This window comes from Streptomyces sp. NPDC007991 (assembly GCF_042958445.1).
Classification (GTDB): Bacteria; Actinomycetota; Actinomycetes; order Streptomycetales; family Streptomycetaceae; genus Streptomyces.
In genome coordinates this window covers 1-24,634 of record NZ_JBIBJD010000002.1, presented here as the reverse complement: position 1 = coordinate 24,634, position 24,634 = coordinate 1, and the positions used below count along the sequence as shown (strand labels likewise).

The following is a 24,634-nucleotide window of genomic DNA, read 5'->3' as shown; positions in this document are numbered from 1 at the left end:
TCGCACAGTTCCCCGCGCCCATGACACGGTGCCCCCGCCCGGAGATATCCGAGCGGGGGCACCGAACAGCCGTACCGGCGTCGAGGTCAGAGGCCGAGCTCGACCTCGAACTCGCCTGCCTCCAGGATGGCCTTGACCGCCGTCAGGTAGCGGGCGGCGTCGGCGCCGTCCACCAGGCGGTGGTCGTAGGACAGGGTCAGGTACGTCATGTCGCGGACGCCGATGACGGGGCCGTCCTCGGTGTCGATGACAGCGGGGCGCTTGACCGTGGCGCCGATGCCGAGGATGGCGACCTGGCCCGGCGGCACGATGATCGTGTCGAAGAGCGCGCCGCGCGACCCGGTGTTGCTGATGGTGAAGGTCGCGCCGGACAGCTCGTCCGGGGTGATCTTGTTCGCGCGGACCTTGCCCGCGAGCTCCGCCGTGGCCTTGGCGATACCGGCGAGGTTGAGGTCACCGGCGTTCTTGATGACCGGGGTCATCAGGCCCTTCTCGGAGTCCACCGCGATACCGATGTTCTCGGTGTCGAAGTAGGTGATGGTCCCCTCGGCCTCGTTGATCTTGGCGTTGATGGGCGCGTGCGCCTTCAGCGCCTGGGCCGCGGCCTTGACGAAGAACGGCATCGGGGAGAGCTTGACGCCCTCACGGGCCGCGAACGCGTCCTTGGCACGGGCGCGCAGCTTCATCAGGCGGGTGACGTCGACCTCGACGACCGAGGACAGCTGGGCCTGCTCGTGCAGGGCCTTGACCATGTTGTCGCCGATGACCTTGCGGATCCGCGGCATCTTGATGGTCTGGCCGCGCAGCGGGGACGCCTCCAGCGCCGGGGCCTTCTTCGCCGCGGCCGGGGCTGCGGCGGCCGGGGCCGGGGCAGCGGCGGCGGCCTTGGCGGCCTCGGCGGCGGCCATGACGTCCTGCTTGCGGATACGGCCGCCGACGCCGGTGCCCTTGACGGCGGACAGGTCGACGCCGTGCTCGGCGGCGAGCTTGCGCACCAGCGGGGTGACGTAGGCACCGTCGTCGGCCGGCGTGACGGCGGCCGGAGCGGCCGGGGCCTGGGCCGGAGCCGGGGCGGGAGCAGGAGCGGCCGGGGCCGGCTCGGGAGCCGGGGTGACCTGCTGCTGCGGGGCCGGAGCCGACGGGGCCTGCGGGGCCGGGGCGGGCTGCGCCGGAGCCGGAGCCGGGGTGGGCTCGGGCTGGGCCGGGGCGGCCGGGGCCTCCTGAGCCGGAGCGGCGGCCGGAGCGGCACCCGCGACGCCGATGACGGCGAGCTTGGCGCCGACCTCGGCGGTCTCGTCCTCGCCGACCACGATCTCCAGCAGTGTGCCCGAGGCGGGCGCCGGGATCTCGGTGTCGACCTTGTCGGTGGAGACCTCCAGCAGCGGCTCGTCGGCCTCGACGCTGTCACCGACCGACTTCAGCCAGCGGGTGACGGTGCCCTCGGTGACGGACTCGCCGAGCGCGGGCAGGACCACGTCCGTGCCCTCGGCGGAGCCGCCGCCGGCAGCGGCGTCGGCGGTGGGAGCGGGCGCCGGGGCGGCCTGCTCCGTGGACGGGGCGGCCGGGGCCGGCTCGGGGGCGGGCTCGGCGACCTGCTCGGCCTGCGGGGCAGGGGCGGCAGCGGGCGCGCCCGTGCCGTCGTCGATCACGGCCAGCTCGGCACCGACCTCGACCGTCTCGTCCTCGGCGACCTTGATGGAGGCCAGGACACCGGCGGCGGGCGAGGGGATCTCGGTGTCGACCTTGTCGGTGGAGACCTCGAGCAGCGGCTCGTCGGCCTCGACGCGCTCACCCTCGGCCTTCAGCCAGCGGGTGACAGTGCCCTCGGTGACGCTCTCGCCGAGCGCCGGAAGGGTTACGGAAACCGCCATGGTTTCGGTTGCTCCTTACGGAAAGTGCGGAAGTCTGTGTCGTCGCGTTCGTCGACCGAGGGGTCAGTCGTGCGCGTGGAGGGGCTTGCCGGCCAGGGCCAGGTGCGCCTCGCCGAGCGCCTCGTTCTGCGTCGGGTGGGCGTGGATGAGCTGCGCGACCTCGGCGGGCAGCGCCTCCCAGTTGTAGATCAGCTGGGCTTCGCCGACCTGCTCGCCCATGCGGTCGCCGACCATGTGGACGCCGACGACGGCACCGTCCTTGACCTGGACGAGCTTGATCTCGCCCGCGGTGTTCAGGATCTTGCTCCTGCCGTTGCCCGCGAGGTTGTACTTCAGAGCGACGACCTTGTCCGCGCCGTAGATCTCCTTGGCCTTGGCCTCGGTGATACCGACGGAGGCGACCTCCGGGTGGCAGTACGTCACCCGCGGGACACCGTCGTAGTCGATCGGAACGGTCTTGAGACCGGCCAGACGCTCCGCCACCAGGATGCCCTCGGCGAAGCCGACGTGGGCGAGCTGGAGGGTCGGGACGAGGTCACCGACGGCGGAGATGGTCGGGACGTTGGTGCGCATGTACTCGTCGACCAGGACGTAGCCGCGGTCCATGGCGACGCCCTGCTCCTCGTAGCCCAGGCCCTGGGAGACCGGGCCGCGGCCGATGGCGACGAGCAGGACCTCGGCCTCGAACTGCTTGCCGTCGGCGAGGGTGACCTTGACACCGTCCTGGGTGTACTCGGCCTTCTCGAAGAAGGTGCCCAGGTTGAACTTGATGCCGCGCTTGCGGAAGGCGCGCTCCAGCAGCTTGGAGGAGTTCTCGTCCTCGACCGGGACGAGGTGCTTCAGGCCCTCGACGATGGTGACGTCGGTGCCGAAGGACTTCCAGGCGGAGGCGAACTCGACGCCGATGACACCGCCGCCGAGGATGATCGCCGACTTCGGCACACGGTCCAGGACGAGGGCGTGGTCCGAGGAGATGATCCGGTCGCCGTCGATCTCCAGGCCGGGCAGCGACTTCGGCACGGAACCGGTGGCGAGGAGCACGTGGCGGCCCTCGACGCGCCGGCCGTTCACGTCGACGGAGGTCGGGGAGGACAGGCGTCCCTCACCCTCGATGTAGGTCACCTTGCGGGAGGCGACGAGCCCCTGGAGTCCCTTGTACAGGCCGGCGACCACGCCGTCCTTGTACTTGTGGACACCGGCGATGTCGATGCCCTCGAGGGTCGCCTTCACACCGAACTGCTCGCTCTCGCGGGCCTGGTCGGCGATCTCGCCCGCGTGCAGCAGGGCCTTGGTAGGGATGCATCCTCGGTGCAGGCAGGTGCCGCCGACCTTGTCCTTCTCGATCAGGGCGACGTCCAGGCCCAGCTGCGCCCCGCGCAGGGCCGCGGCGTAACCACCGCTGCCACCGCCGAGGATCACTAGGTCGAAAACGGTGCTGGCGTCGTTCGCCACGTCACGTCCTCCATGCATGTGCGCCGTACGCCGGTCTTCACTGACCGGCAGGCGGCTGGTGTCCGGCCGCTCGTTCTTCGGCCCTTCGGTGGGGCCCTGTCCTGCCGAGCCCCATCTTCGCACTTGTCAGCACAGAAGGAGACGCCGGGCTGCTGTGTGAGACGCCCCACGTTCAGATGAGATCGCCCGCAGGGGCGCGGGGCTGTGTCCGATCTGCGGCTTCGCCGCGTGGGCGCGACCAGCCCGCGCGCTGTCCTGCGGCGGACGGCGGGGGTCATGTCCCGAAGGGGCGCGGGGAACTGCGCGAACGGCCCCCACGCCCCCGCACTCGCCACACAACCGGCGAGACCGGACTACTGGGCGACGATCAGCCCAGATCACCCGCAGCCGTCAGCTCCGCCAGCCGCACCAGCGTCCGCACGGCCGACCCCGTCCCGCCCTTCGGCGTGTACCCGAACGGCCCGCCCTCGTTGAAGGCCGGCCCCGCGATGTCGAGGTGCGCCCAGGTGATCCCCTCGCCCACGAACTCGCGCAGGAACAGCCCGGCGACCAGTCCGCCGCCCATCCGCTCGCCCATGTTCGCGATGTCGGCCGTGGGCGAGTCCATCCCCTTGCGCAGGTGCTCCGGCATCGGCATCGGCCACGCCGGCTCCCCGACCTCCTCCGCCGCCTCGTGCAGCGCCGTACGGAAGGCGTCGTCGTTGCCCATGATCCCGAACGTCCGGTTCCCCAGCGCCAGCACCATCGCCCCGGTCAGCGTCGCGACGTCCACGATCGCGTCCGGCTTCTCCTGCGACGCCGCCCACAGGGCGTCGGCCAGCACCAGCCGGCCCTCCGCGTCGGTGTTGAGCACCTCCACCGTCTTGCCGCTGTACATCCGCAGCACGTCACCCGGACGGGTCGCGGACCCGGAGGGCATGTTCTCGGCCAGGGCCAGCCAGCCGGTGACGTTGACCTCCAGCCCCAGCCGGGCGGCCGCGACGACCGCGGCGAACACCGCGGCCGCGCCGCTCATGTCGCACTTCATGGTCTCGTTGTGACCGGCCGGCTTCAGCGAGATGCCGCCCGAGTCGTACGTGATGCCCTTGCCGACGAAGGCGAGGTGCTTCTTGGCCTTGGAGGACGTGTACGACAGCTTCACCAGGCGCGGGCCCGCCGCCGAGCCGGCCCCGACGCCGAGGATGCCGCCGTAGCCGCCCTTCTCCAGGGCCTTCACGTCGAGCACCTGCACCTTGACGCCGTGCTCCTTGGCCGCGGCCTGGGCGATCGCGGCGAACGACTCGGGGTTCAGGTCGTTCGGCGGGGTGTTGACCAGGTCGCGGGCGCGGTTGAGCTCCTCGGACACGGTGACGGCACGCTCGATCGCGGCCTTGTACGCCTTGTCGCGGGGCTTGCCGCCGAGCAGGGCGACCTCGGCGAGAGGGGCCTTGCCGTTCTTCGCCTTGGGGTCCTTGCCGTTGACCTTGTAGGCGTCGAAGGAGTACGCGCCGAGCAGCGCGCCCTCCCCGATCGCGCCGGCGTCGGCGGCGTCCGCCGAAGGCAGGGCGAAGGCGGCCTTCTTGGAGCCGGCCAGGGCGCGCGCGGCGACGCCGGCGGCCTTGCGCAGGGCCTCGGTGTCGTAGCCGGTGTCCTTCTCGGGCACCGGGCCCAGGCCCACCGCCAGCACGAGCGGTGCCTTGAAGCCGGACGGCGCCGGCAGCTTCGTCACCTCGCCCTCGGCACCGGAGGCGCCGAGGGTCTCCAGAACGCCGGCCAGCCTGCCGTCGTACGCCTTGTCCACGGCCTCGGCGCCCGGTGCGACGACCGGCCCCTTGGCACCCTTGGCGACACCGATCACGATGGCGTCGGCCCGCAGACCGGGCGCCGCGGCGGTGCTGAGAGTGAGAGCAGTCACGGTGGTGAAATCTCGCTTCCGATGTGAAGTTTCTGTGGTCGAACGGTGTGGGTCGACCGGGCCCGACAGCCGACCCTATGCGGACCTCAGGGTCTGGTATCCACGGGGCCTTCCCCGGTGCGGCGAACACTCGACGACGAGACTACGCGCGTGGTCGTGTTCGCTCATTCCTGCGGGCGTTCACCTGTCGGTGGCGTAGTGGCCAATTCTCGATGCTCCATGTCGGTGAACTGGGTCACACTCATCGAGATCGGCGACGGCGGCGTACGGCTGTGCCACCTGGTGTACGGCGTGCCGCCCGGCACCGATCAACTCCGCTACAACCGCCTCAACGCCCGCCTGGCCCACGACCGGGGCCTGGCCGTCGGCCTCAAGATGTTCGCTGCTCAAGAAGTACGAACCAGGGGCGTGGCGACGGGCGTGCTGAGCCCGAGCCCGGTGACCGCCGTACCCGCCACCCGGTCGGCGAGGGAGCGCCGGCCGGCGAAGAGGACCGGCAGCGCGTTGAGCAGGAACAGCGCCACCGCGACCGCCCACACCAGCACCGACAGCACGACCTGACCCTCGATCAGCAGCACACAGGCCACCGCGTACACGGCGACGTCCGAGGCGGTGGTGACGGCGGCCCGCAGCGCCGCCCGGCGCGGCAGCCGCGGCGTGACCTTCAGTCCGACCAGGCCCTTGCCGATCGTCCGCCCCACCAGGGCCAGACACACCCACTGGTAGAGGAACGCCGTCAGGACCAGCAGCCCGAAGGCCTGTTCCACGTACAGCACGGACTTGTCCCACAGCGCCAGTCCCATGTCCTGGGAGGCGTCGAGCACGTCGCCGCGCGAGGTCAGCAGATCCAGGCCGCTGCGGGTGGCGAGTTCCGGCACGTCGGTGACGAGCGCCGAGATCCGGTGGAAGGTGAGCACGGCGAGAGCCGAGGCCAGCGCCACCACCAGGGCGAAATCGACGAGCCAGGCCAGGGCACGGCGCAGCTTGGGCATGAAGGTCCCCCGATCACTTGTGTGTTCCGGGGCAGGAAGCTAGCGGTTGGGCGGCCCGTGCAGGAGGGGGACGAGGACTTCGTTTCAGCCCGGTGACACAAGTGCGGCTCAGCCCAGCGCCAGGACGATCAGTGCCGTGGTCGCCGCCGTCTCGGCGAGGCCGCCGAACACGTCCCCGGTGACCCCGCCGAAGCGGCGCGTGCAGTGCCGCAGAAGCGCTTCGGCGGCGGCCAGCGAGAGCAGGACCGCGAGCACGGTACGGGCTGTGTCGTACGGTCCGAAGGCGGCGGCGACCGCTGCTCCCACGGCCGTGACGGCGACGCCGGCGACCAGCGCCCCGCGCACCGGCACCACGCCCGCCACCGCAGCCCCGAGTCCCTCCGGCCGCGCCGCCGGCACCCCGGCCCGGGCCGCCAGGGTCATCGCCAGCCGGGCGACCGTCGCGGAGACGACGGCGGCCCACGCGCCCCGGGCCCAGGAGGTGTCGTAGACCTGGGCGAGCGCGGCGGCCTGCGCGAGCAGGACGAGGACGAGGGCGATGACCCCGAACGGACCGATGTCCGACTGCTTCATGATCCGCAGGGCGTCCTCGGCGGGCTTGCCGCTGCCCAGCCCGTCGGCGGTGTCCGCGAGCCCGTCGAGATGCAGCCCCCGGGTCAGGACGGCGGGGACGGCGACGGTGGCCACGGCGGCGAGCGGCCCGCCCGCGCCGAGGAACAGCAGCACCAGTCCTGCGGTGGCCGAAGCGGCACCGACCGCGAGCCCGGCCAGCGGAGCGCACAGCATGCCGCCGCGCGCCGCCTCCCGGTCCCACCGGGTCACCTTGGCCGGGAACACCGTGAGGGTGCCGAAGGCGAAGCGGAGACCGTCGAGGGGTGAGGTTCTGGGCACCGGCGCAGGCTACCCGCCGGTCGGAAGAGCGGATGCGGCGGCCGAGGATAAAGTTCACATATGGGATGGCTGGAGCGGAACATCATCGAACCCGGCAAGCTGCCGCTGCTCCTCGCCCTCGTCTCCTTCGTGGTGACCTTCCTGGTCACCCGGGGGATCACCCGCCTCATCCGGGCGGGCAAGGGCCCCTTCCGCAACGTCAGCAGCAGCAGTGGGGTCCACGTCCACCACGTGGTCCCGGGGATCATCCTGACGATCGCCGGCGGTTTCGGGGCGGTCGCCAGCGGCCAGCACGGCGTCGGTGCGGGACTGGCCGCGGCGGTCTTCGGCATCGGCGCCGGTCTCGTCCTCGACGAGTTCGCCCTGGTGCTCCACCTGGCCGACGTCTACTGGAGCGAGGCCGGCCGCAAGAGCGTCGAGATGGTCGTCCTCACCGCATCCCTCGTCGGACTGCTCCTGATCGGCTTCTCGCCCCTGGGCGTCAACGGCCTCTCGGACGACCAGGAGCAGAACCGCACCACCGTGATCGTGACCATCGTCGTGAACTTCCTCTTCGTCCTCATCGCCCTGTTCAAGGGCAAGACCCGCCTCGCGGTGTTCGGTGTGATCGTCCCCGTCATCGCCCTGATCGGCGCCGTACGGCTGGCCCGCCCCGGCTCCTACTGGGCCAAGCGCTTCTACCGGCGCCGCCCGCGCGCCCGCGCCAGGTCCGGCCTGCGGGCCTACCGCCACGACCGCCGCTGGCTGGGCCCCCGGCGCGCGTTCCAGGACTGGATCGGCGGCGCGCCCGACCCGCAGCAGCCCCGGTCCCTCGAACACCACTGACGCGCCGCCGCCGCAGCGCACCGCCCGCGCACACCGCCAGCACGGCCGCGATCGCCGCCAGGTGCTCCTTGCCCGCCAGGTTCTCCTTCACGGCGACCTCGGCGGCCATCGCCACGATCACCGCGCCCGCCGTGACGTACGCGCGGTAGCGCCATCCCAGGCAGACGGCCAGTCCCACCACCGCCGCCGACGGCCCGGTGTCCACGACCCGGGCGTCCGAGGCGGGCAGGCCCAGCGGGGAGTCGGGGCCCAGCCAGATGCCGAGGCGGGCGTACAGCGTGCCCGCGAGCGTCGCGAGGTAGGCGATGAACAGCGTCCGTCGCCGGCCCAGGCAGAGTTCCGCGATGCCGAACACCACCAGCAGCTGCGCCAGCGCGCCCCACACCGGCAGGTCCAGCGCGGGCACGAACAGCGACAGCGGCGTCCGCAGGAGCGCGAGCCACAGCGGGTCCTCGGCCCGTACCGCCCCGATGTCCTCAACGAACCGGTAGCCCCAGGACTGGTTGTGCACGATGTGCAGCGCGGCCGTCAGGCACACGGCCGCGACCGCCATCGGCACGGCCCGCAGCCGCCGCTCGCGCAGCGGCCCGCGCACGGCCGCGTACAGCGGCCCCCATTCGGCACGGGCCCAGCGGGCGAGCGTGGTCATCGGATCGTCCCCGTCCGGATGTCGGTACGTCGGGAGTGCGCGGTGTCTGTGGCTCAGTCAAACCGACACCACACGCGAAGACCGACCGGAACGGGACGAAGTTGAGCCAGGTGTGCGTGACCAGGATCTCGCGGAACGCTACTGCTCGGAGGCAACCTCGGACGCCTCGGGGCGGTCCGGCTCCTCGGACTCCTTCGGCTTCTCGGGCAGCTCCGCCGCCAGCGCCGCCGCGGCCTGCACCAGCGGCAGCGCGAGCAGGCCGCCCGCGCCCTCGCCGACGGTCACCCCCTGGGTCAGCAGCGGCTCCAGGGCCATCCGGTCCAGCGCCTTGGCCTGCCCCGGCTCGCCGCTGTCGTGCGCGGCGAGCCACCAGTCCGGCGCCCGGAACGCGATCCGCTGCCCGACCAGCGCGCACGCGGCCGTCACGACCCCGTCGAGCACCACCGGCAGCTTGCGCACCGCGCACTGCAGCAGAAAGCCCGTCATCGCGGCGAAGTCGGCCCCGCCCACAGCCGCCAGCAGCTGCAACTGGTCCCCGAGCACCGGCCGGGCCCGCCGCAGCGCGTCGCGGATCGCCGCGCACTTGCGCATCCAGGCCAGGTCGTCGATCGCCAGCCCGCCCCGCCCGGTGACGACCGACGCGTCGACCCCGCACAGCGCCGCGACCAGCACCCCCGCCACCGTGGTCCCGCCGACGCTCACATCGCCGAGCACCACCAGATCCGTACCGGAGTCGGCCTCCTCGTCGGCCACCGCGACCCCGGCCCGCAACGCCGCCTCGGCCTCCTCCAAGGTCAGCGCGTCCTCGACGTCGACACGCCCGCTGCCACGCCGCACCCGGTGCCGTACGACGCCCTCGGGCAGCGACTCCGGGTCGCAGTCCAGGGCCATGTCGACGATCCGCACCGGCACGCCCAGCCGCCGCGCCAGTACCGACACGGGCCGGCCGCCCTCCAGCACCTGGCGCACCAGCTCCCCGGCGCCGCCCGCAGGCCGGGCCGAGACGCCCAGCTCGGCGACGCCGTGGTCACCGGCGAAGAGCACCACCCGCGGCCGTTCGATCGGCCGCACCGGCACGGCCGACTGCGCCGCGGCCAGCCACTCACCCAGGTCATCGAGGCGGCCCAGCGACCCGGGCGGCACGATCTGCCGCTCCCGGCGCGCCTCGGCGTCACGGCGCACCCCGCCGTCCGGACGCTCGATCAGATCGGTGAAGTCGTCGAGATTAAGCGAGCTCATTCGCCGAACAGTACCGGCACCACTCGAACAGCACGGCGCCACATCGCGACTCCGCGGCGGCGACGTCGTTGCACCCGGCATCCCCATCCCATACGTTCCGGTTTGCAGCGGATTGTCGTACGTGGTTCGTCGGACGTCCCTGCCGTACGCCTCGCGCCCGGGAGCCGCCCATGCCCGCACATCCCGCCTCCTCCGCACTCCCCACCCCCCAAGCGACCACACGGGTCCACGAGCCGCGCCGCGAAGACTGCCCCTGGTGCGGCTCCGCCCGGCTGCGGAACCGGCTGCGCACCGGTGACCTGCGGCGGTACAACCCGGGCAGCTTCACCGTCGACGCGTGCCGGGACTGCGGCCACACCTTCCAGAACCCCCGCCTCACCTTCGAGGGCCTCGCGCTCTACCACCGGACGGTGCGCGGGGCGCCCCGGGACGTCGCGGCCGACGCCCTCCTCGCGCTGCGCACCAGCCGGCTCCGCCACCGCTCGGCCGCCCGCGCGATGCTGCGGTTCGGGGAGCCGGAGAGCTGGCTGGACGTGGGCACCGGCCACGCCCGCTTCCCCGTCACGGCCCGGGAGTTCTTCCCCTACACCGCCTTCGACGGCCTGGACCACACCCCGCGCGTGGTCCGCGCCCGCTCGGCCGACCGCGTCGAGGAGGCCCACGTGGGCCGCCTGACGGACCCCCGGATCTCGGCACCCCTGCGCGCCCGCTACGACGTGGTCAGCATGCTCCACCACCTGGAGGCCACCCCCGACCCCCGCGCGGAACTCCACGCCTCCCTCGCGGTCCTGCGCCCCGGCGGCCACCTGCTCATCGAGACCCTGAACCCCCGCAGCCCGTACGCCGCGCTCCTGGGCCGCTGGTGGCTCGCCTACGACCAGCCCCGCCACCTGCACCTGCTGCCCCCGCACAACCTCCGCGCGGAACTGGAGGCGGCCGGCTGCACGATCGCCCTCCTGGACCACCGCCCGGTCCACACCCCCCACGACCTCTCCGGCGCCACGGCCCTGGCCCTCTCCCACGCCCTCCCCGCCCCCGACACCCCCTGGCGAGCGATCCCCCCACCCCTGGCCCACCAGCACCTGCGCGAGGCCCTGCTCCGAGCGGGCATGCCGCTGGTGGCCCTGGCAGCGCTGGCGGACCACCTCATCGCCCCCCTGGCCCGCCGCACGCGTTTCGCGAACACGTACCGGGTGATCGCCCGCAAGCCGGCTTAGCCGCAGGCCACACGCACACGCCGAGCACCCGCTCACCCCCGCAGCACCACAGCCTGCCCCGCCACCACCAGCAACACATGCTCACACTCGTCCGCGAACCCCGCGTTCAACCGCCCGAGCTCATCCCGATACCGCCGCCCCGACGCGGTCGACGGCACGATCCCCGACCCCACCTCGTTCGACACGGCGACAACAGTCCGCCGAGTCGACCGCACCGCCTCCGTCAACCCCCGCACCCGCTCCCGCAACGCCTTCTCCCCCCGCTCCGCCCACACCGCGTCGTCCCACGCCCCCGCCGCGTCCATCGCGTCCGTCAGCCACAACGACAGACAGTCGATCAGCAACGGCGGCCCCTCCGCCTCCAGCAACGGCACCAGATCGCACGTCTCGACCGTCTGCCACGACCCCGGCCGCCGCACCCGGTGCGCGGCCACCCGCGCCGACCACTCGGTGTCCCCGTTGCGCGACCCGCCCGTCGCCACGTACAGCACGTCCGGAAAGGCCTCCAGCCTCCGCTCGGCCTCCACCGACTTGCCCGACCGCGCCCCGCCCAGCACCAGCGTCCGCCGCGGCAGGTCCGGCACGTCCTCGTACACCCCCACCGCCAGCGCCGTCCCGTCCGGCACGGCCCGCGCCCCGGCCGCCGCGAGCCGCCGCCCGAGCTCAGGACCGGGCGGCACGTCGTGGTCCAGATGAACGGCGACCACATCCGTCGTCGGTCCCACCGCGCCCACCGCCCGCAGCTTCGCCAGCGCGTCCGGCCGCCCCACCACATCCGCGAGCACCATGTCGTACGACTCGGCCGGCTCCGCCAGCCCCGCCGGCGCACCGCCGGGCGGCAGGTACAGCAGCCGCTGGCCCTCCGGCCCGGTCACCGCGTACCCCGTGCCCGGCGCGTCCATCGCCACCGCCCGCACCCGGTGCCCCGTCAGCAGCGTCAACTCCCGCCCGTCCGGCACCCGCCCGGGTTGCGGCAGCCCGGCCGGCACCTCGACCGCCGGCCCGTCGTGCGGATGCGACAGCAGCACCTGCCGTACGCCGGTCAGGGAACGGCCCGCCCGCGCCGCCGCGAAGGCGGCCCCGGGCGTCAGGTCGAGCAGCAGCGCCCCGTCCAGGAGCAGCGCGGTCGCCGCCCGCGCGTCGGGTCCGAGGGCAGCCGCACAAGCCGCGCAGGGACAGTCGGGGCGGGGAAGCCCCGCGGGGGCGCCGGTGCCGAGCAGAGTCAGTTCCACGCCCCGATTCTCACCCGTCGCGATGGGGCATGCGTGATGGAGACGCCCCGATAGGGGCGCGGGGAACTGCGCGATCAGCCCCCACGACCCGCACGCGCCCAACCACCCGCACCCCGCAAGGCCTATAACGCCGAACCCAGCGGAGCGCATAGGCTCTGGACAGGAGCCGGACCAAGATCCGGCTCCCGCTGTGCAGTGTGCTCACACACATGGGAGGCGTACATGGCGGCATGGACGTGGCGGTTCGAGAAGGCCGACGGGACGGAGGTCCAGCCCGCGGTGCCGCCGGAGGAGTTCCCCACCCAGGGGGACGCCGAGTCCTGGATCGGGGAGCACTGGAAGGCCCTCAAGGAAGGCGGTGCCGACCAGGTGCGGCTGTTCGAGGACGCCACGGAGATCTACGGGCCGATGAGCCTGCACGCGGCCGACGCGTGACCCCGGGGCGGGGGCCCACGGCCCTCGCCCCCCTTCTGCGGTCCGTCAGCCGCGCACGCCGCACAGGTGCAGCAGCGCCGCCACCCCGCGGTACGGATCCGTCCGCCCGGCCTTCTCCTCCACCGCGAGCAGTGTCTCCACGTCGGAGGGGGCCTCGGCGCCGTCCGCCGCCGTGTCCGTGAACACGCGCACCCCGTACCAGGCGTGCAGCGGCGCCCCGATCCCGGCGAGCGTCGACGTCAGGTCCTTCAGCCGGTCCGCCCGTACGTCCAGCCCCAGGCGGTTGCGGTAGGAAACGGTGTCGAACGCGGCCAGCGCGCCCGCCCAGTCGCCGGACAGCCCCGGCCGGATCGCGAGCGCGTCCCCGTTGCGCACGAGCAGCGACAGCAGTCCGCCGGGCGCGAGCATCCGGGCCAGGCCCGCCAGCAGCGGGTCGGGCTCCTCCACGTACATCAGGACGCCGTGGCACAGGACCACGTCGAAACTGCCCGGCAGGAAGTGCACGCCGGTGTCCCGGCCGTCGCCCTCGATGATCCGCATCCGCTCCCGGATGCCCTCCGGCTCCCCGGCGAGGGACTCCCGGGCCACGGCGATCATCGTCGCGTCCTGTTCCAGACCGGTCACCTGGTGCCCGGCCCGGGCCAGCCGCAGCGCCTGTGTGCCCTGGCCCATGCCCACGTCGAGCACCCGCAGCCGCTGCCCGACCGGGAACCGCCCGACTATCTGCTCGTCCAGCTGCCGGGCCACCAGCTCCTGCCGGACGACATCACGCAGCCCGCCCAGCTTGTCCAGCCAGGCATCCGCCGCACCCCCGGAGAACGACGTCGCGGTCAGGGCCGCTCTCCGCGCTTGACCTGCGGCTTGGGCAGCCGGAGCCGGCGCATCTGGAGAGAGCGCATCAGGGCGTAGGCGACGGCGCCGCGCCGGTTCTCACCCGCGAAGCGCTCGTTCAGCTGCTTCTTCAGGCGGAACGCCGTGACGAACGAGTCGAGCACGATCAGCACGATCACCACGAGCCACAGCAGCAGTGCGATGTTCTGGAGCGCGGCCACCCGCACCATGCTCAGCACGAGGATGACGACGGCCATCGGCAGGAAGAACTCCGCGATGTTGAACCGCGAGTCGACGAAGTCGCGCGCGAACCGGCGGACCGGTCCCTTGTCACGCGCGGGCAGGTACCGCTCGTCGCCGCTCGCCAGCGCCTGGCGCTGCCGCTCCAGCGCGCTGCGGCGCTCCTCGCGCTGCCGCTTGGCGGCCTCCTTCCGCGTCATCGACGTGTTGGCGACGCTGCGGCGCTGGGACTGGGCCTCACTGCGCTTGGGCGTGGGCCTGCCCTTCGGGGCCTGCGGGTCGCGGGGCTGCTTGGAGAAGTTCACCGGCGCCTTGTCGGCGGCCTGGGCCTTCTCATCCTTCGCACGGCTACGGAACACAAAACCCAAGGGTAAGGGCTTCCCGGGCATGGACCCCAGTCCCGTGGGGAACGATCCGGCAACACCAGTCGTCAGTAAGGGGACAGAGGGGACGTTGTGTACGCACCCGGTCGTTCCCCGGAGGTACGTCTCCGGTTACCGGGGGTATCCCCGGTAACCCCGGGGATCACCTACTCCCTACGCCGGAGCGGGCGCGTGCTCAGTCGTCCTTGGGGATGAGCGCATCCGTCCCCGAACAGTGCGGTAATGGATGCAGGGCCCGTACTGTGGGTTCTGTCGCAGGAGCAGCTGCCGGAGTCGGTCAGAAGGGGGCGCGCGAAGCCCATGAGCGGTGTCATGAAGCGTATGGGGATGATCTTCCGCGCGAAGGCGAACAAGGCCCTTGACCGGGCCGAGGACCCGCGCGAGACCCTCGATTACTCGTACCAGAAGCAGCTGGAGCTGCTCCAGAAGGTCCGTCGCGGCGTCGCCGACGTGGCGACCTCGCGCAAGCGACTGGAACTCCAGCTCAACCAGTTGCAGTCCCAGTCCACCAAGCTGGAGGACCAGGGCCGCAAGGCGCTCGCGCTGGGCCGTGAGGACCTGGCCCGCGAAGCGCTGTCCCGCCGTGCCGCCCTCCAGCAGCAGGTGACCGACCTGGAGACCCAGCACGCGACACTCCAGGGCGAGGAGGAGAAGCTCACCCTCGCGGCCCAGCGGCTCCAGGCCAAGGTCGACGCCTTCCGTACGAAGAAGGAGACCATCAAGGCGACGTACACGGCGGCCCAGGCCCAGACCCGGATCGGCGAGGCCTTCTCCGGCATCTCCGAGGAGATGGGCGACGTCGGCCTGGCGATTCAGCGCGCCGAGGACAAGACGGCCCAGCTCCAGGCCCGCGCCGGCGCGATCGACGAGCTGCTCGCCTCCGGCGCCCTCGACGACCAGTCCGGGATGCACAAGGACGACATCCAGGCCGAGCTGGACCGGCTCTCCGGTGGTACGGATGTAGAGCTGGAACTGCAGCGGATGAAGGCCGAGCTGGCCGGCGGGTCGAGCGCCGGACAGCAGGCCCTCGAAGGTGGCACGAGCCAGCAGCAGTCCCAGCAGCAGCCGCAGGACACCCCGCGCTTCGACAAGCAGTAGGGGGCCACGCCTAGGAGGGCGACATGATCGTACGGATCATGGGGGAGGGCCAGGTGAGGCTGGCCGACAGCCACCTCGCCGAACTGAACAAGCTGGACGACGAGCTCCTGGCGGAAATGGAGAACGGCGACGGCCCCGGTTTCCGCCGCACCCTCCAGGCCCTGCTGACCAGGGTCCGGGACCTGGGAGACCCCCTCCCGGACGACTCCCTGGAACCCTCGGAACTGATCCTCCCCTCTCCGGACGCGACCCTGGAGGAGGTCAGGGACCTGCTGAGCGACGACGGCCTGATTCCGGGCTGACCGAGCTGCGGGCAGTCGTGCTCCCCCAGCGCCTCAAGGGCCTGGGACGCGCCCCCACGCCGAGCACCTCACAGCCGGCCCCCATACCCCCGCACACCCACCCCGGCTACCGTGAACCCCCGTGAGCACCCTCGCGCGGGCCAAATGCCAGGCAAAGGCACACCCTCTGGCGATGGACGCCGCCCTCGCCGCAGCCGTCCTGGTCTGCATGGTCGCCGGCTCGTTCGTGGAACCCCGGCACCGTGACAGCGTCAGCTGGGCCCTGCGCACCCCCGACCCCCTCAGCCTCGTCCTCATGGCCCTCGGCGCCGCCGCCCTGGTCTTCCGCCGCCGCTCCCCGATGACCGTCCTCGCCCTCACCGGCGCCGTCTCCGTCATCGAATCCGTCACCGGCGACCCCCGCGCCCCCGTCGCCATGTCCGCGGTCATCGCCCTGTACACCGTCGCCTCCACCACCGACCGCCCCACCACCTGGCGCGTCGGCCTGCTCACCATGACCGTGCTGACCGGCTCCGCCATGGCCGCCGGCAGCCTGCCCTGGTACGCCCAGGAGAACCTGGCGATCTTCGCCTGGACCGGCATCGGCGCCACCGCCGGCGACGCGGTCCGCAGCCGCCGCGCCTTCGTCCAGGCCATACGGGAACGCGCCGAACGCGCCGAACGCACCCGCGAGGAGGAGGCCCGCCGCCGGGTCGCCGAGGAGCGGCTGCGGATCGCCCGCGACCTGCACGACGTCGTCGCCCACCACATCGCCCTGGTCAACGTCCAGGCCGGCGTCGCCGCGCACGTCATGGACAAGCGCCCCGACCAGGCCAAGGAGGCCCTCGCCCACGTCCGCGAGGCCAGCCGCTCCGCCCTCAACGAACTGCGCGCCACCGTCGGGCTGCTCAGACAGTCCGGCGACCCGGAGGCCCCCACCGAACCCGCCCCCGGCCTGGACCGCCTCGACGAACTCACCGGCACCTTCCGCAACGCCGGGCTGCACATCGAGGTCGCCCGCGCCGACCAGGGCACCACCCTCCCCGCGGCCGTCGACCTGGCCGCCTACCGGATCATCCAGGAGGCCCTCACCAACGTGCAGAAGCACGCCGGGACCCAGGCCAAGGCCGAGGTCAGCGTGGTACGGGTCGGGCCGAACATCGAGATCACCGTCCTCGACGACGGCAGCGGCGAGGACGAGGCGCCGGGCAGCGGCGGCGGACACGGGCTGCTCGGCATGCGGGAACGCGTCACCGCCCTGCGCGGCACCCTCACCACCGGTCCCCGCTACGGCGGCGGTTTCCGCGTCCATGCGATCCTTCCGGTCAAGAACCGCACACCCGGGGAGGACCCCGTATGACGATCCGTGTCCTGCTCGCCGACGACCAGGCGCTGCTGCGCAGCGCCTTTCGCGTGCTCGTCGACTCCGAGCCCGACATGGAGGTGGTGGGCGAGGCCTCCGACGGCCTGGAGGCGGTGCGGATGACGAAGGAGCAGCGCGCCGACGTCGTCCTCATGGACATCCGGATGCCCGGCACCGACGGTCTCGCGGCGACCCGCATGATCAGCGCCGACCCGGATCTCGCCGATGTCCGGGTGGTCATCCTGACGACGTTCGAGGTCGACGACTACGTCGTGCAGTCGCTGCGCGCCGGTGCCTCCGGCTTCCTCGGCAAGGGCTCCGAGCCCGAGGAACTGCTGAACGCCATCCGGATCGCGGCCGGTGGCCAGGCCCTGCTGTCCCCGGCGGCCACCACCGGTCTGATCTCCCGCTTCCTCGCCCAGGAGGACCCGGCCGACGGCGACCGCGACCCGGCCCGGGGCGAGCGGCTCGACTCGCTCACCGTCCGGGAGCGCGAGGTGCTGGTCCAGGTCGCGGGAGGCCACTCCAACGACGAGATCGCCGAGCGGCTGGAGGTCAGCCCGCTGACGGTGAAGACGCACGTCAACCGGGCCATGGCCAAGCTGGGCGCCCGGGACCGGGCCCAGCTGGTGGTCATCGCCTACGAGTCCGGCCTGGTCCGTCCAAGGGTGGAGTGAGCTCTACCCGGGCGTACTGCGGCCGGAGTATGCGCCGCATAAGGAACGGGACCTGGGGCCTACGGATCGGGCCCCGCCGATGGCTCAGGGTGTAAGGGCGGGCGCTCATCTGCGCGCCCGCTGCCGCTTCTGCCGCTAAACAGAAGAGAGACCCTGACCCATGTCCTGGCTGTCGAGATTCAGCCTCGCGCAACGGGCCCTGATAGGGCTGATGTCGATCATCGCGCTCGTCTTCGGGGCGATCGCGATACCCCAGCTCAAGCAGCAGCTGCTGCCCACCATCGAACTGCCCATGGTGTCCGTGCTGGCGCCCTACCAGGGCGCGTCCCCGGACGTGGTCGAAAAGCAGGTCGTCGAGCCCATCGAGGACAGCCTCGAAGCCGTCGACGGCATCAGCGGCGTGACCTCCACCGCCACCGAGGGCAACGCCGTGATCATGGCGTCCTTCGACTACGGCAACGGCACCGAGCAGCTCGTCGCCGACGTCCAGCAGGCCGTCAACCGGGCCCGCGTCCAGCTCCCGGACGATGTGGACCCGCAGGTCGTCGCCGGTTCCACGGACGACATCCCGACCGTCGTCCTCGCCGTCACCTCCGACCGGGACCAGCAGGCCCTGGCCGACCAGCTCGACAAGACCGTCGTGCCGGACCTGAAGAGCATCGACGGCGTCGGCCAGGTCACCGTCGACGGCGTCCGGGACGTCCAGGTGTCCGTCACGCCCGACGACGCCAAGCTCGCGAAGGCGGGCCTCACCCCGCAGTCCGTGTCCCAGGCGCTCCAGGCGGGCGGCGCGACCGTCCCGGCCGGCTCCTTCGACGAGGGGGGCGCCAACCGCACCGTCCAGGTCGGCGGCGGCTTCACCTCGCTGAAGCAGATCCAGGACCTGATGGTCACGGGCGAACCCGGCAAGGGCAAGCCGGTGCGCCTCGGCGACGTCGCCACGGTGAAGCAGCAGGAGGCCCCGGCCGACTCCATCACCCGCACCGACGGCAAGCCCAGCCTCGCCGTCACCGTCACCATGGACCGCGACGGCAGCGCGGTCGCGATCTCCGACGCCGTCCAGGACAAGCTGCCCGACCTCCGGGGGGACCTCGGCTCCGGGGCGACCCTCACGGTCGTCAGCGACCAGGGCCCGGCCGTGTCGAAGTCCATCAAGGGCCTGACCACCGAGGGCGCGCTCGGTCTGCTCTTCGCGGTGCTGGTGATCCTGGTCTTCCTGGCCTCGATCCGCTCCACCCTGGTGACGGCGGTGTCCATCCCGCTGTCCGTGGTCCTCGCCCTGATCGTGCTGTGGACCCGCGACCTGTCGCTGAACGTCCTCACGCTGGGCGCACTGACCATCGCCATCGGCCGGGTCGTCGACGACTCGATCGTGGTCCTGGAGAACATCAAGCGGCACCTCGGCTACGGCGAGGAGCGGCACTCCGCCATCCTCAACGCCGTGCGCGAGGTCGCGGGCGCGGTGACGTCCTCGACGCTCACCACGGTCGCGGTGTTCCTGCCGATCGGCCTGGTCGGCGGCATGGTGGGCGAGCTGTTCGGCTCGTTCAGCCTGACCGTCACGGCCGCGCTGCTGGCGTCCCTGCTCGTCTCCCTGACGGTCGTACCGGTCCTGTCGTACTGGTTCCTGCGGCCCCCGAAGGGCACCCCGGAAGACGCGGACGAGGCCCGCCGGCTCGCCGAGGAGAAGGAGGCCAGGAGCCGTCTGCAGCGCACTTACGTCCCGGTCCTGCGCTTCGCGACCCGCCGCCGGCTCACCAGTGTGGCCCTCGCGATCGTCGTCCTGGCCGGCACGTTCGGCATGGCGCCGCTGCTGAAGACGAACTTCTTCGACCAGGGCGAGGTCGAGGTCCTCACCGTCAAGCAGGAGCTGAAGCCCGGCACCAGCCTGGCGGCGACCAACACCCAGGCCAGGAAGGTCGAGCGGCTCCTCGACGGCACCAAGGGCGTGAAGGACTACCAGGTCACGGTCGGCTCGTCCGGCTTCATGGCGGCCTTCGGCGGCGGTACGGACACCAACCAGGCCTCCTACCAGGTGATGCTGGACGACTCGGCGTCGTACGAGGACGTCCAGGACGGCATCGAGAAGGGGCTGGCCGGGCTGAAGGGCATCGGCACGACCACCATCTCCGCCGGTGACGGCTTCGGCGCCCAGGACCTCAGCGTGGTCGTGAAGGCCGCCGACGCCGACGTCCTGCGCACGGCGTCCGAGGAGGTCCGCAAGACGGTCGCCTCGCTCGACGACGTCACGGACGTCTCCAGCGACCTGGCGACCAGCGTGCCGCGCATCTCGGTCAAGGCCAACGACAAGGCGGCCGCGGCCGGCTTCAACGACCAGACCCTCGGCGCCGCCGTCGCCCAGGCCGTCCGCGGCACCCCGGCCGCCAAGGCCGTCCTGGACGACACCGAGCGCGACGTCGTCATCCGCTCGGCCAAGCCCGCGACGACGCTGAAGCAGCTTCAGGACCTGCGCCTGGGCCCGGTGAAGCTCGGCGACATCGCGACGGTGAAGCTGGTCGACGGGCCGGTCTCCATGACCCGTATCGACGGCCAGCGCGCGGCCACCATCACCGCGAAGCCGACCGGCGACAACACGGGCGCGGTGAGCACCAAGCTCCAGTCGAAGATCAACGCGCTGAAGCTCCCGGACGGCGCCACGGCGTCGATCGGCGGTGTCTCCGAGGACCAGGACGAGGCGTTCGCCAACCTGGGCCTGGCGATGCTGGCGGCCATCGCGATCGTCTTCATGCTGCTGGTCGGCACCTTCCGGTCCCTGGTCCAGCCGCTGATCCTGCTCGTCTCCATCCCGTTCGCCGCCACCGGCGCGATCGGCCTGCTGGTGGCCACCGGCACGCCGATGGGCGTCCCCGCGATGATCGGCATGCTGATGCTGATCGGCATCGTGGTGACGAACGCGATCGTGCTGATCGACCTGATCAACCAGTACCGCAAGCAGGGCTACGGCGTCGTCGAGGCCGTGATCGAGGGCGGCCGGCACCGTCTGCGCCCGATCCTCATGACGGCCCTGGCGACGATCTTCGCCCTGCTCCCGATGGCCCTCGGCGTCACCGGCGAGGGCGGCTTCATCGCCCAGCCGCTGGCCGTGGTCGTGATCGGCGGCCTGGTGACGTCGACCATGCTGACGCTGCTGCTGGTGCCGACGCTGTACGCGATGTTCGAACTCCGCAAGGAGCGCCGGGCGAAGAAGCGGGCGGCGAAGAAGGGCCTCACGGCCGAGCGCACGGAGTCGGCCGAGGAGCCGGAGCCGGCTCAGGTCTGACAGCCGTACGCACGACGAGGGGCGCCCCGTGGCTCACGCTCACGGGGCGCCCCTTCGTTCGTGGATAGGTCACAGGCCTCAGTGAGGGAGGGAGTCCCCGCCCTTGAGAGACGTGACGAACGCGTCCCAGGCGGTGGCCGGGACGACGAGTGCGGGGCCGTGGGGGTTCTTGCTGTCGCGGACGGGGACGACGCCGGGGAAGTCCTCGGTGATCTCGACGCATTCGCCCCCGTTGGCGTTGCTGTAACTGCTCCGGCGCCAGTGGGCGGAACTCAGCTCGGGGGTGTGTCGCATGGCTTGTGGTCCTCCATAGCCTGTCGGATCAGCTCCGCCGAGGCGGCCGGAGGGAGGGCGTTGGCACGGAGTACCTCGTACCGCCGCCGCCACTTCTTCACCGAGTCCCTGTCCTCGTAGAGATGACCGACCTCGATGCCCTCTTCATAGGCCGTGGTGGAGCCGTTTGGAAGGGTCAGCAGGGTCAGTGCGCCGCCCGCCAGATAGTGCAGACCGGAACTGAAGGGCATTACCTGCACCTTGCTGTCCGGAGTATCCACTTGTTCGAGCAGCAGAGCCAGTTGTTTGTACATGCACCCGGAATCACCGACGCTTCGCCGGAGAACGGACTCGTCGATGATCGCCCAGCGCAGGGGGCGTTCGGCCGAGCGCAGCCGGTCCTGTCGGGAGAGGCGGGCGTTCACCCGCTCCTCGACCTGCTCCGGGCTCAGCTCCTCATGGAGGCTGAGCTGGGCGTGGGCGTACTCTCTGGTCTGCAGCAGCCCTGGCACGGCGTGTGATCCGTAGTTCTCGATGACCTCCGCCTGCGCCTCGAAGTCCATGAACCGGCGGTACTGGTCCGGATGTGCCTCCCGCTTGGCCAGTTCGTACAGCCCGTGGAAGTGCCGGTCCGTGCCGAACGCCGCGTCCAGCCGGTCGGGCAGGTCCGGCGGAGGCATCAACTCGGCGGTCTCGATGCGCGCGAGGGTGCTCTTGCTGGAGTTCACGATGCCCGCGAGCTGCACGAGGGACAGCCCGGCGATCTCGCGGTGACGGCGCTGCTCGGCGCCGAAGTAGTGGCGGGCGGAGAGGTACGGGGTGAGGGTCTGTGGCTTGAATGTCATGGTCTGGCCTCTCTGCTGACGCTGAGGTTGATGTGGATGTCCCGTTCTCGGTCCCGGGACGCGGCGCTCCTGTCGGGGACGCATGCCACAACGCGACGATGGAGACACACACGGTAATCACCGGTGTTCACGCCTGTCAGCGGAACGGGTTCGAAAGGAGCGGCGGAAGATGATGCGCGACGGAACGGGTGCGCCCCTGAGGTTGCTGCCCTGGACCACTCCGGACGGACGCCCGTGTTACCTCAGCACGGACGACGACGGCAGCCGGCTGTCCCGCATGGCCGACGAGTTGGAGGCCGAGCTGCTCGGCTCGGCCGCGTACGTCCTCACTGCGGCCAGGTCGCTCCTCGACGAACCGACAGTGAGTGACAGGGAGTTGAGGTTCACGGGGGAACGACTCGCGGAGGCGCTCGGCGACGCCCTGCGGATCGCGGCGAGCCGGGGCGCCCGGCTGTCAGGAGAATGAGCCCGGGGGGTGGTCAGAATTGCGGGGGCGGCGGGCGGAAGCGGGGTTTGCGCAGGTGAGTGCCCGACTGCTGGGAGCGGAGGTTGAGCGGTGCCCGCTGGGGTGCGAGGCGTGCCTCCGGACCGATGAGGAAGTGTGCCTCGGGTATGCGCCCAGCGCCGGTGTGCAGCGTCGGCAGGCTCGCGCAGCCGGCGAGGTCCAGCATCATTCGAGCGGTCGCATGCGCCTTGGCCACGGACTCACCCGCCGCGAGATTGCGGTGGAAGACCCGCGCATAGCCGCGTGCGTGAACGTCGGCGGCCTCGGCCTGCCAGCCGATGGCGGCGGGGACCGTGTCGCTGAACTCCTTGGCCAGGTGGGCGGTCCAGCAGGCGTTCAGGACGAGCAGGTGAAGGCCGTTCGCGGTGGCAGCGGTGACACAGCGGCGCAGGCCGTCGAAGGCCACCGGGGCCTCGCCGCCGTCGTCGGTGACGAACCGGGGGCCGCCGCTGGGTGTGCCCCGCCCCGCGAAGTGGAGCACATCGGGTGTGGTGCCGGCCAGGTACTGGGCCAGGTCGTCCCAGCGGGCGGCCGGGAGGGTGTCCAGCCGGACGGTGTGGCCGTAGCGGGAGTTGGTGATGCACTGCTGGACGTCGCGGTACTCCTCCAGCACATCGGGTGCGCTCGGCAGGGCGGGGGCAGCGGCCAGGATCAGGCAGATCACGTACTCGGTCATGGACGGGCCTGGGTGAGCGCTTGGACCAGGCGAAACCAGTGGGCGGTGTGCTGCGGGTCGGGGGAGCGGGTGGCGAGGGTCGCCAGCTCGGAGGTGAGCCGGTTGCGGGTCTCCGGGTCGGCTTCGGACGCCGCCTCGGCGAGGGCGTCCAGGTCCAGGGAGTCGGGGTCGCCGGCGAGGAGGAGGGCGGCCTGGTGGTGGGTGGCGGAGGAGAGTTCGTCGTCGAAGACCGAGCCTTCGACGGCGGCGGCGTAGGCGAGTGCCTGGGCGTCACCGTCGTTCAGAGCGTGGAGAACATGCCGCTGGAGGGCGCCTCGGTCCTGGACGCACTGGAACGCGGTGTCGATGCCCTCGGTGCGGGCGATGCGCAGGAGGGCCGCGTGAACCGCGATGTCGGCGGTGACGTCGTCGGTTTCGGTGAGGGTGTTCTCGGCGGACTCGTCGAGGAGGAGTTCGCTGTGCTCCTGGAAGAAGCGCTTCGAGTCGTCCCAGCTCTCGCACTCCAGCCAGCCGGAGAGCGTGTCCCGGAGGATCAGGGCCGGGAAGACGGCGTCCATGCCTTCGGAGAGGACCAGTTCCCTGATGCGCTGGTGCTGCTCGGCGACCGGCCAGACGAGCGCGAACTCCGCCAGTGCTGTCGCGGTTTCGTCGGCGCCAAGGGCGTCGGCGTGGTGTGACCAGAAGCTCCGGCTGTCCTTCCAGGTGGGCGTGTTCACCCACTCGACGACCAGGTTCAGACTGTCCTCCGAGAGTGAGAGCCATTCCGGCGCGGGGGTGTCTGTCTCCTGCTGCCAGAGCTGCTCCAGAAACGCGCGACTGTCACGGGATGTGTGGGCGTGAGCCCGGAGGTTTCGCCTGGCGCGCAGGACGGTCTCACCGGGTTGGTCGGCCGACTCGTCGCTGACGATGCGGATGAGTCCCAACAGACCGGACATACGCGTGGGCTCGGGACGTCCGAGCTGGAAGGCCGCACGCTCGTACTCGATCGCGCGTGCGGCGGCCGGATGGGCTTGGGCGAGCCCGGCGGCCGTGTCCGTGTAGGCCTGGATGGCGGCTGGTTCGTCTCCGGTGTCGGCCAGGTGGTTGGCGAGGTTGTTGAGTGATGTGGCGAGGTGGGGGAGGTAGGCGGCGGGGTTGGCGTGGGCGAGTTGGCGTCGGATGCGTACGGCTTGGTGGGCGGGTTCGAGGGCGCCTTGGCGGTCTCCGGTCCCGGCGAGGCGGTTGGCGAGGTTGTTGAGTGATGTGGCGAGGTGGGGGAGGTAGGCGGCGGGGTTGGCGTGGGCGAGTTGGCGTCGGATGCGTACGGCTTGGTGGGCGGGTTCGAGGGCGCCTTGGCGGTCTCCGGTCCCGGCGAGGCGGTTGGCGAGGTTGTTGAGTGATGTGGCGAGGTGGGGGAGGTAGGCGGCGGGGTTGGCGTGGGCGAGTTGGCGTCGGATGCGTACGGCTTGGTGGGCGGGTTCGAGGGCGCCTTGGCGGTCTCCGGTC

Annotated in this window: 22 protein-coding genes; 9 read left to right on the top strand and 13 right to left on the bottom strand. The window is 71.7% G+C overall.

Annotation, left to right across the window (positions count from 1 at the left end; translation table 11 throughout):
• Window positions 1–86: 86 nt before the first annotated feature.
• The 5 genes from sucB to ACFZDA_RS04285 form a co-directional block, all read right to left on the bottom strand.
• Window positions 87–1,871 carry a 2-oxoglutarate dehydrogenase, E2 component, dihydrolipoamide succinyltransferase gene (gene sucB, locus ACFZDA_RS04305; protein ID WP_391074696.1) on the bottom strand — a complete coding sequence of 595 codons (1,785 nt, stop codon included), beginning with the start codon at window positions 1,869–1,871 and terminating at the stop codon, window positions 87–89.
• Window positions 1,872–1,934: 63 nt separating this feature from the next.
• Window positions 1,935–3,323, bottom strand: coding sequence for a dihydrolipoyl dehydrogenase (gene lpdA, locus ACFZDA_RS04300; RefSeq protein WP_086561636.1), 1,389 nt, complete (start codon window positions 3,321–3,323; stop codon window positions 1,935–1,937).
• Between the two features lie 367 nt (window positions 3,324–3,690).
• Window positions 3,691–5,217, bottom strand: coding sequence for a leucyl aminopeptidase (locus tag ACFZDA_RS04295; RefSeq protein WP_391074693.1), 1,527 nt, complete (start codon window positions 5,215–5,217; stop codon window positions 3,691–3,693).
• 386 nt (window positions 5,218–5,603) lie between these two features.
• On the bottom strand, window positions 5,604–6,209 hold the full coding sequence (locus ACFZDA_RS04290; RefSeq protein ID WP_391074690.1) for an RDD family protein: 606 nt from the start codon (window positions 6,207–6,209) through the stop codon (window positions 5,604–5,606).
• 108 nt (window positions 6,210–6,317) lie between these two features.
• Window positions 6,318–7,100 carry an adenosylcobinamide-GDP ribazoletransferase gene (locus ACFZDA_RS04285; RefSeq protein ID WP_391074687.1) on the bottom strand — a complete coding sequence of 261 codons (783 nt, stop codon included), beginning with the start codon at window positions 7,098–7,100 and terminating at the stop codon, window positions 6,318–6,320.
• A 60-nt stretch (window positions 7,101–7,160) separates the two neighbouring features.
• Between ACFZDA_RS04285 and ACFZDA_RS04280 the strand changes: the two genes are divergently transcribed.
• The gene (locus tag ACFZDA_RS04280; protein ID WP_391074684.1) at window positions 7,161–7,925 is read left to right on the top strand and encodes a hypothetical protein; all 765 of its coding nucleotides are present in this window, start codon (window positions 7,161–7,163) and stop codon (window positions 7,923–7,925) included.
• A gap of 787 nt (window positions 7,926–8,712) precedes the next feature.
• Here ACFZDA_RS04280 and cobT read toward each other — a convergent pair.
• Complete coding sequence (cobT, locus tag ACFZDA_RS04275) at window positions 8,713–9,813, bottom strand: nicotinate-nucleotide--dimethylbenzimidazole phosphoribosyltransferase (protein ID WP_391074681.1); 1,101 nt, start codon at window positions 9,811–9,813, stop codon at window positions 8,713–8,715.
• Window positions 9,814–9,983: 170 nt separating this feature from the next.
• On the opposite strand from cobT, the gene ACFZDA_RS04270 reads away from it, so the two are divergent.
• The gene (locus ACFZDA_RS04270; RefSeq protein ID WP_391074678.1) at window positions 9,984–11,030 is read left to right on the top strand and encodes a methyltransferase domain-containing protein; all 1,047 of its coding nucleotides are present in this window, start codon (window positions 9,984–9,986) and stop codon (window positions 11,028–11,030) included.
• Between the two features lie 32 nt (window positions 11,031–11,062).
• Here ACFZDA_RS04270 and ACFZDA_RS04265 read toward each other — a convergent pair whose 3' ends face one another.
• Entirely contained in the window at window positions 11,063–12,262 is a 1,200-nt protein-coding gene (locus ACFZDA_RS04265) for a bifunctional adenosylcobinamide kinase/adenosylcobinamide-phosphate guanylyltransferase (RefSeq protein ID WP_391074675.1), read from the bottom strand.
• 222 nt (window positions 12,263–12,484) lie between these two features.
• On the opposite strand from ACFZDA_RS04265, the gene ACFZDA_RS04260 reads away from it, so the two are divergent.
• Window positions 12,485–12,697, top strand: a complete 213-nt coding sequence (locus ACFZDA_RS04260) for a hypothetical protein (RefSeq protein ID WP_391074673.1) — start codon at window positions 12,485–12,487, stop codon at window positions 12,695–12,697.
• Between the two features lie 45 nt (window positions 12,698–12,742).
• Here the strand turns inward: ACFZDA_RS04260 and ACFZDA_RS04255 are convergent, their stop codons facing one another.
• Window positions 12,743–13,444, bottom strand: a complete 702-nt coding sequence (locus ACFZDA_RS04255) for a methyltransferase domain-containing protein (RefSeq protein ID WP_391074670.1) — start codon at window positions 13,442–13,444, stop codon at window positions 12,743–12,745.
• Window positions 13,445–13,527: 83 nt separating this feature from the next.
• Window positions 13,528–14,127 carry a DUF3043 domain-containing protein gene (locus tag ACFZDA_RS04250; RefSeq protein ID WP_020275853.1) on the bottom strand — a complete coding sequence of 200 codons (600 nt, stop codon included), beginning with the start codon at window positions 14,125–14,127 and terminating at the stop codon, window positions 13,528–13,530.
• Between the two features lie 336 nt (window positions 14,128–14,463).
• On the opposite strand from ACFZDA_RS04250, the gene ACFZDA_RS04245 reads away from it, so the two are divergent.
• The 5 genes from ACFZDA_RS04245 to ACFZDA_RS04225 all read left to right on the top strand — a co-directional run bounded on the left by ACFZDA_RS04245 (window position 14,464) and on the right by ACFZDA_RS04225 (window position 20,850).
• Window positions 14,464–15,249: a PspA/IM30 family protein gene (locus ACFZDA_RS04245; RefSeq protein ID WP_086565214.1), complete on the top strand. Its 786-nt coding sequence runs from the start codon at window positions 14,464–14,466 to the stop codon at window positions 15,247–15,249.
• 23 nt (window positions 15,250–15,272) lie between these two features.
• Window positions 15,273–15,551: a hypothetical protein gene (locus tag ACFZDA_RS04240; protein WP_391074665.1), complete on the top strand. Its 279-nt coding sequence runs from the start codon at window positions 15,273–15,275 to the stop codon at window positions 15,549–15,551.
• 121 nt (window positions 15,552–15,672) lie between these two features.
• Complete coding sequence (locus ACFZDA_RS04235; RefSeq protein WP_391074662.1) at window positions 15,673–16,890, top strand: histidine kinase; 1,218 nt, start codon at window positions 15,673–15,675, stop codon at window positions 16,888–16,890.
• Window positions 16,887–17,570: a response regulator gene (locus tag ACFZDA_RS04230; RefSeq protein ID WP_391074659.1), complete on the top strand. Its 684-nt coding sequence runs from the start codon at window positions 16,887–16,889 to the stop codon at window positions 17,568–17,570. The genes ACFZDA_RS04235 and ACFZDA_RS04230 overlap by 4 nt, the downstream gene beginning before the upstream one ends.
• 160 nt (window positions 17,571–17,730) lie before the next feature.
• A complete protein-coding gene (locus tag ACFZDA_RS04225) occupies window positions 17,731–20,850 on the top strand; it encodes an efflux RND transporter permease subunit (protein WP_391074657.1) in 3,120 nt (1,039 codons plus the stop codon).
• Window positions 20,851–20,928: 78 nt separating this feature from the next.
• Here the strand turns inward: ACFZDA_RS04225 and ACFZDA_RS04220 are convergent, their stop codons facing one another.
• Together ACFZDA_RS04220 and ACFZDA_RS04215 are read right to left on the bottom strand one after the other, a co-directional pair.
• Window positions 20,929–21,144, bottom strand: coding sequence for a DUF397 domain-containing protein (locus ACFZDA_RS04220; RefSeq protein ID WP_391074654.1), 216 nt, complete (start codon window positions 21,142–21,144; stop codon window positions 20,929–20,931).
• Complete coding sequence (locus tag ACFZDA_RS04215) at window positions 21,123–21,968, bottom strand: Scr1 family TA system antitoxin-like transcriptional regulator (RefSeq protein WP_391074651.1); 846 nt, start codon at window positions 21,966–21,968, stop codon at window positions 21,123–21,125. The genes ACFZDA_RS04220 and ACFZDA_RS04215 overlap by 22 nt, the downstream gene beginning before the upstream one ends.
• A gap of 169 nt (window positions 21,969–22,137) precedes the next feature.
• Here ACFZDA_RS04215 and ACFZDA_RS04210 point away from each other — a divergent pair, with 169 nt between their 5' ends.
• The gene (locus ACFZDA_RS04210; RefSeq protein WP_306967605.1) at window positions 22,138–22,434 is read left to right on the top strand and encodes a hypothetical protein; all 297 of its coding nucleotides are present in this window, start codon (window positions 22,138–22,140) and stop codon (window positions 22,432–22,434) included.
• 13 nt (window positions 22,435–22,447) lie between these two features.
• Here ACFZDA_RS04210 and ACFZDA_RS04205 read toward each other — a convergent pair whose 3' ends face one another.
• Both ACFZDA_RS04205 and ACFZDA_RS04200 read right to left on the bottom strand, forming a co-directional pair.
• Window positions 22,448–23,149, bottom strand: a complete 702-nt coding sequence (locus tag ACFZDA_RS04205) for a CHAT domain-containing protein (RefSeq protein ID WP_391074649.1) — start codon at window positions 23,147–23,149, stop codon at window positions 22,448–22,450.
• A partial coding sequence (locus tag ACFZDA_RS04200) for a tetratricopeptide repeat protein (RefSeq protein WP_391074646.1) occupies window positions 23,146–24,634 on the bottom strand: 1,489 nt, incomplete at its 5' end. The genes ACFZDA_RS04200 and ACFZDA_RS04205, both read right to left, overlap by 4 nt.

Excerpts from the sequence above, each read along its gene's own strand:
- sucB (WP_391074696.1), bottom strand. The coding sequence starts at position 1,871 with ATGGCGGTTTCCGTAACCCTTCCGGCGCTCGGCGAGAGCGTCACCGAG.
- ACFZDA_RS04220 (WP_391074654.1), bottom strand. The coding sequence starts at position 21,144 with ATGCGACACACCCCCGAGCTGAGTTCCGCCCACTGGCGCCGGAGCAGT.
- ACFZDA_RS04215 (WP_391074651.1), bottom strand. The coding sequence starts at position 21,968 with ATGACATTCAAGCCACAGACCCTCACCCCGTACCTCTCCGCCCGCCAC.
- ACFZDA_RS04280 (WP_391074684.1), top strand. The coding sequence starts at position 7,161 with ATGGGATGGCTGGAGCGGAACATCATCGAACCCGGCAAGCTGCCGCTG.
- ACFZDA_RS04260 (WP_391074673.1), top strand. The coding sequence starts at position 12,485 with ATGGCGGCATGGACGTGGCGGTTCGAGAAGGCCGACGGGACGGAGGTC.
- ACFZDA_RS04225 (WP_391074657.1), top strand. The coding sequence starts at position 17,731 with ATGTCCTGGCTGTCGAGATTCAGCCTCGCGCAACGGGCCCTGATAGGG.
- ACFZDA_RS04230 (WP_391074659.1), top strand. The coding sequence starts at position 16,887 with ATGACGATCCGTGTCCTGCTCGCCGACGACCAGGCGCTGCTGCGCAGC.
- cobT (WP_391074681.1), bottom strand. The coding sequence starts at position 9,813 with ATGAGCTCGCTTAATCTCGACGACTTCACCGATCTGATCGAGCGTCCG.
- ACFZDA_RS04205 (WP_391074649.1), bottom strand. The coding sequence starts at position 23,149 with ATGACCGAGTACGTGATCTGCCTGATCCTGGCCGCTGCCCCCGCCCTG.
- ACFZDA_RS04290 (WP_391074690.1), bottom strand. The coding sequence starts at position 6,209 with ATGCCCAAGCTGCGCCGTGCCCTGGCCTGGCTCGTCGATTTCGCCCTG.
- ACFZDA_RS04245 (WP_086565214.1), top strand. The coding sequence starts at position 14,464 with ATGAAGCGTATGGGGATGATCTTCCGCGCGAAGGCGAACAAGGCCCTT.
- ACFZDA_RS04240 (WP_391074665.1), top strand. The coding sequence starts at position 15,273 with ATGATCGTACGGATCATGGGGGAGGGCCAGGTGAGGCTGGCCGACAGC.
- ACFZDA_RS04270 (WP_391074678.1), top strand. The coding sequence starts at position 9,984 with ATGCCCGCACATCCCGCCTCCTCCGCACTCCCCACCCCCCAAGCGACC.
- ACFZDA_RS04210 (WP_306967605.1), top strand. The coding sequence starts at position 22,138 with ATGATGCGCGACGGAACGGGTGCGCCCCTGAGGTTGCTGCCCTGGACC.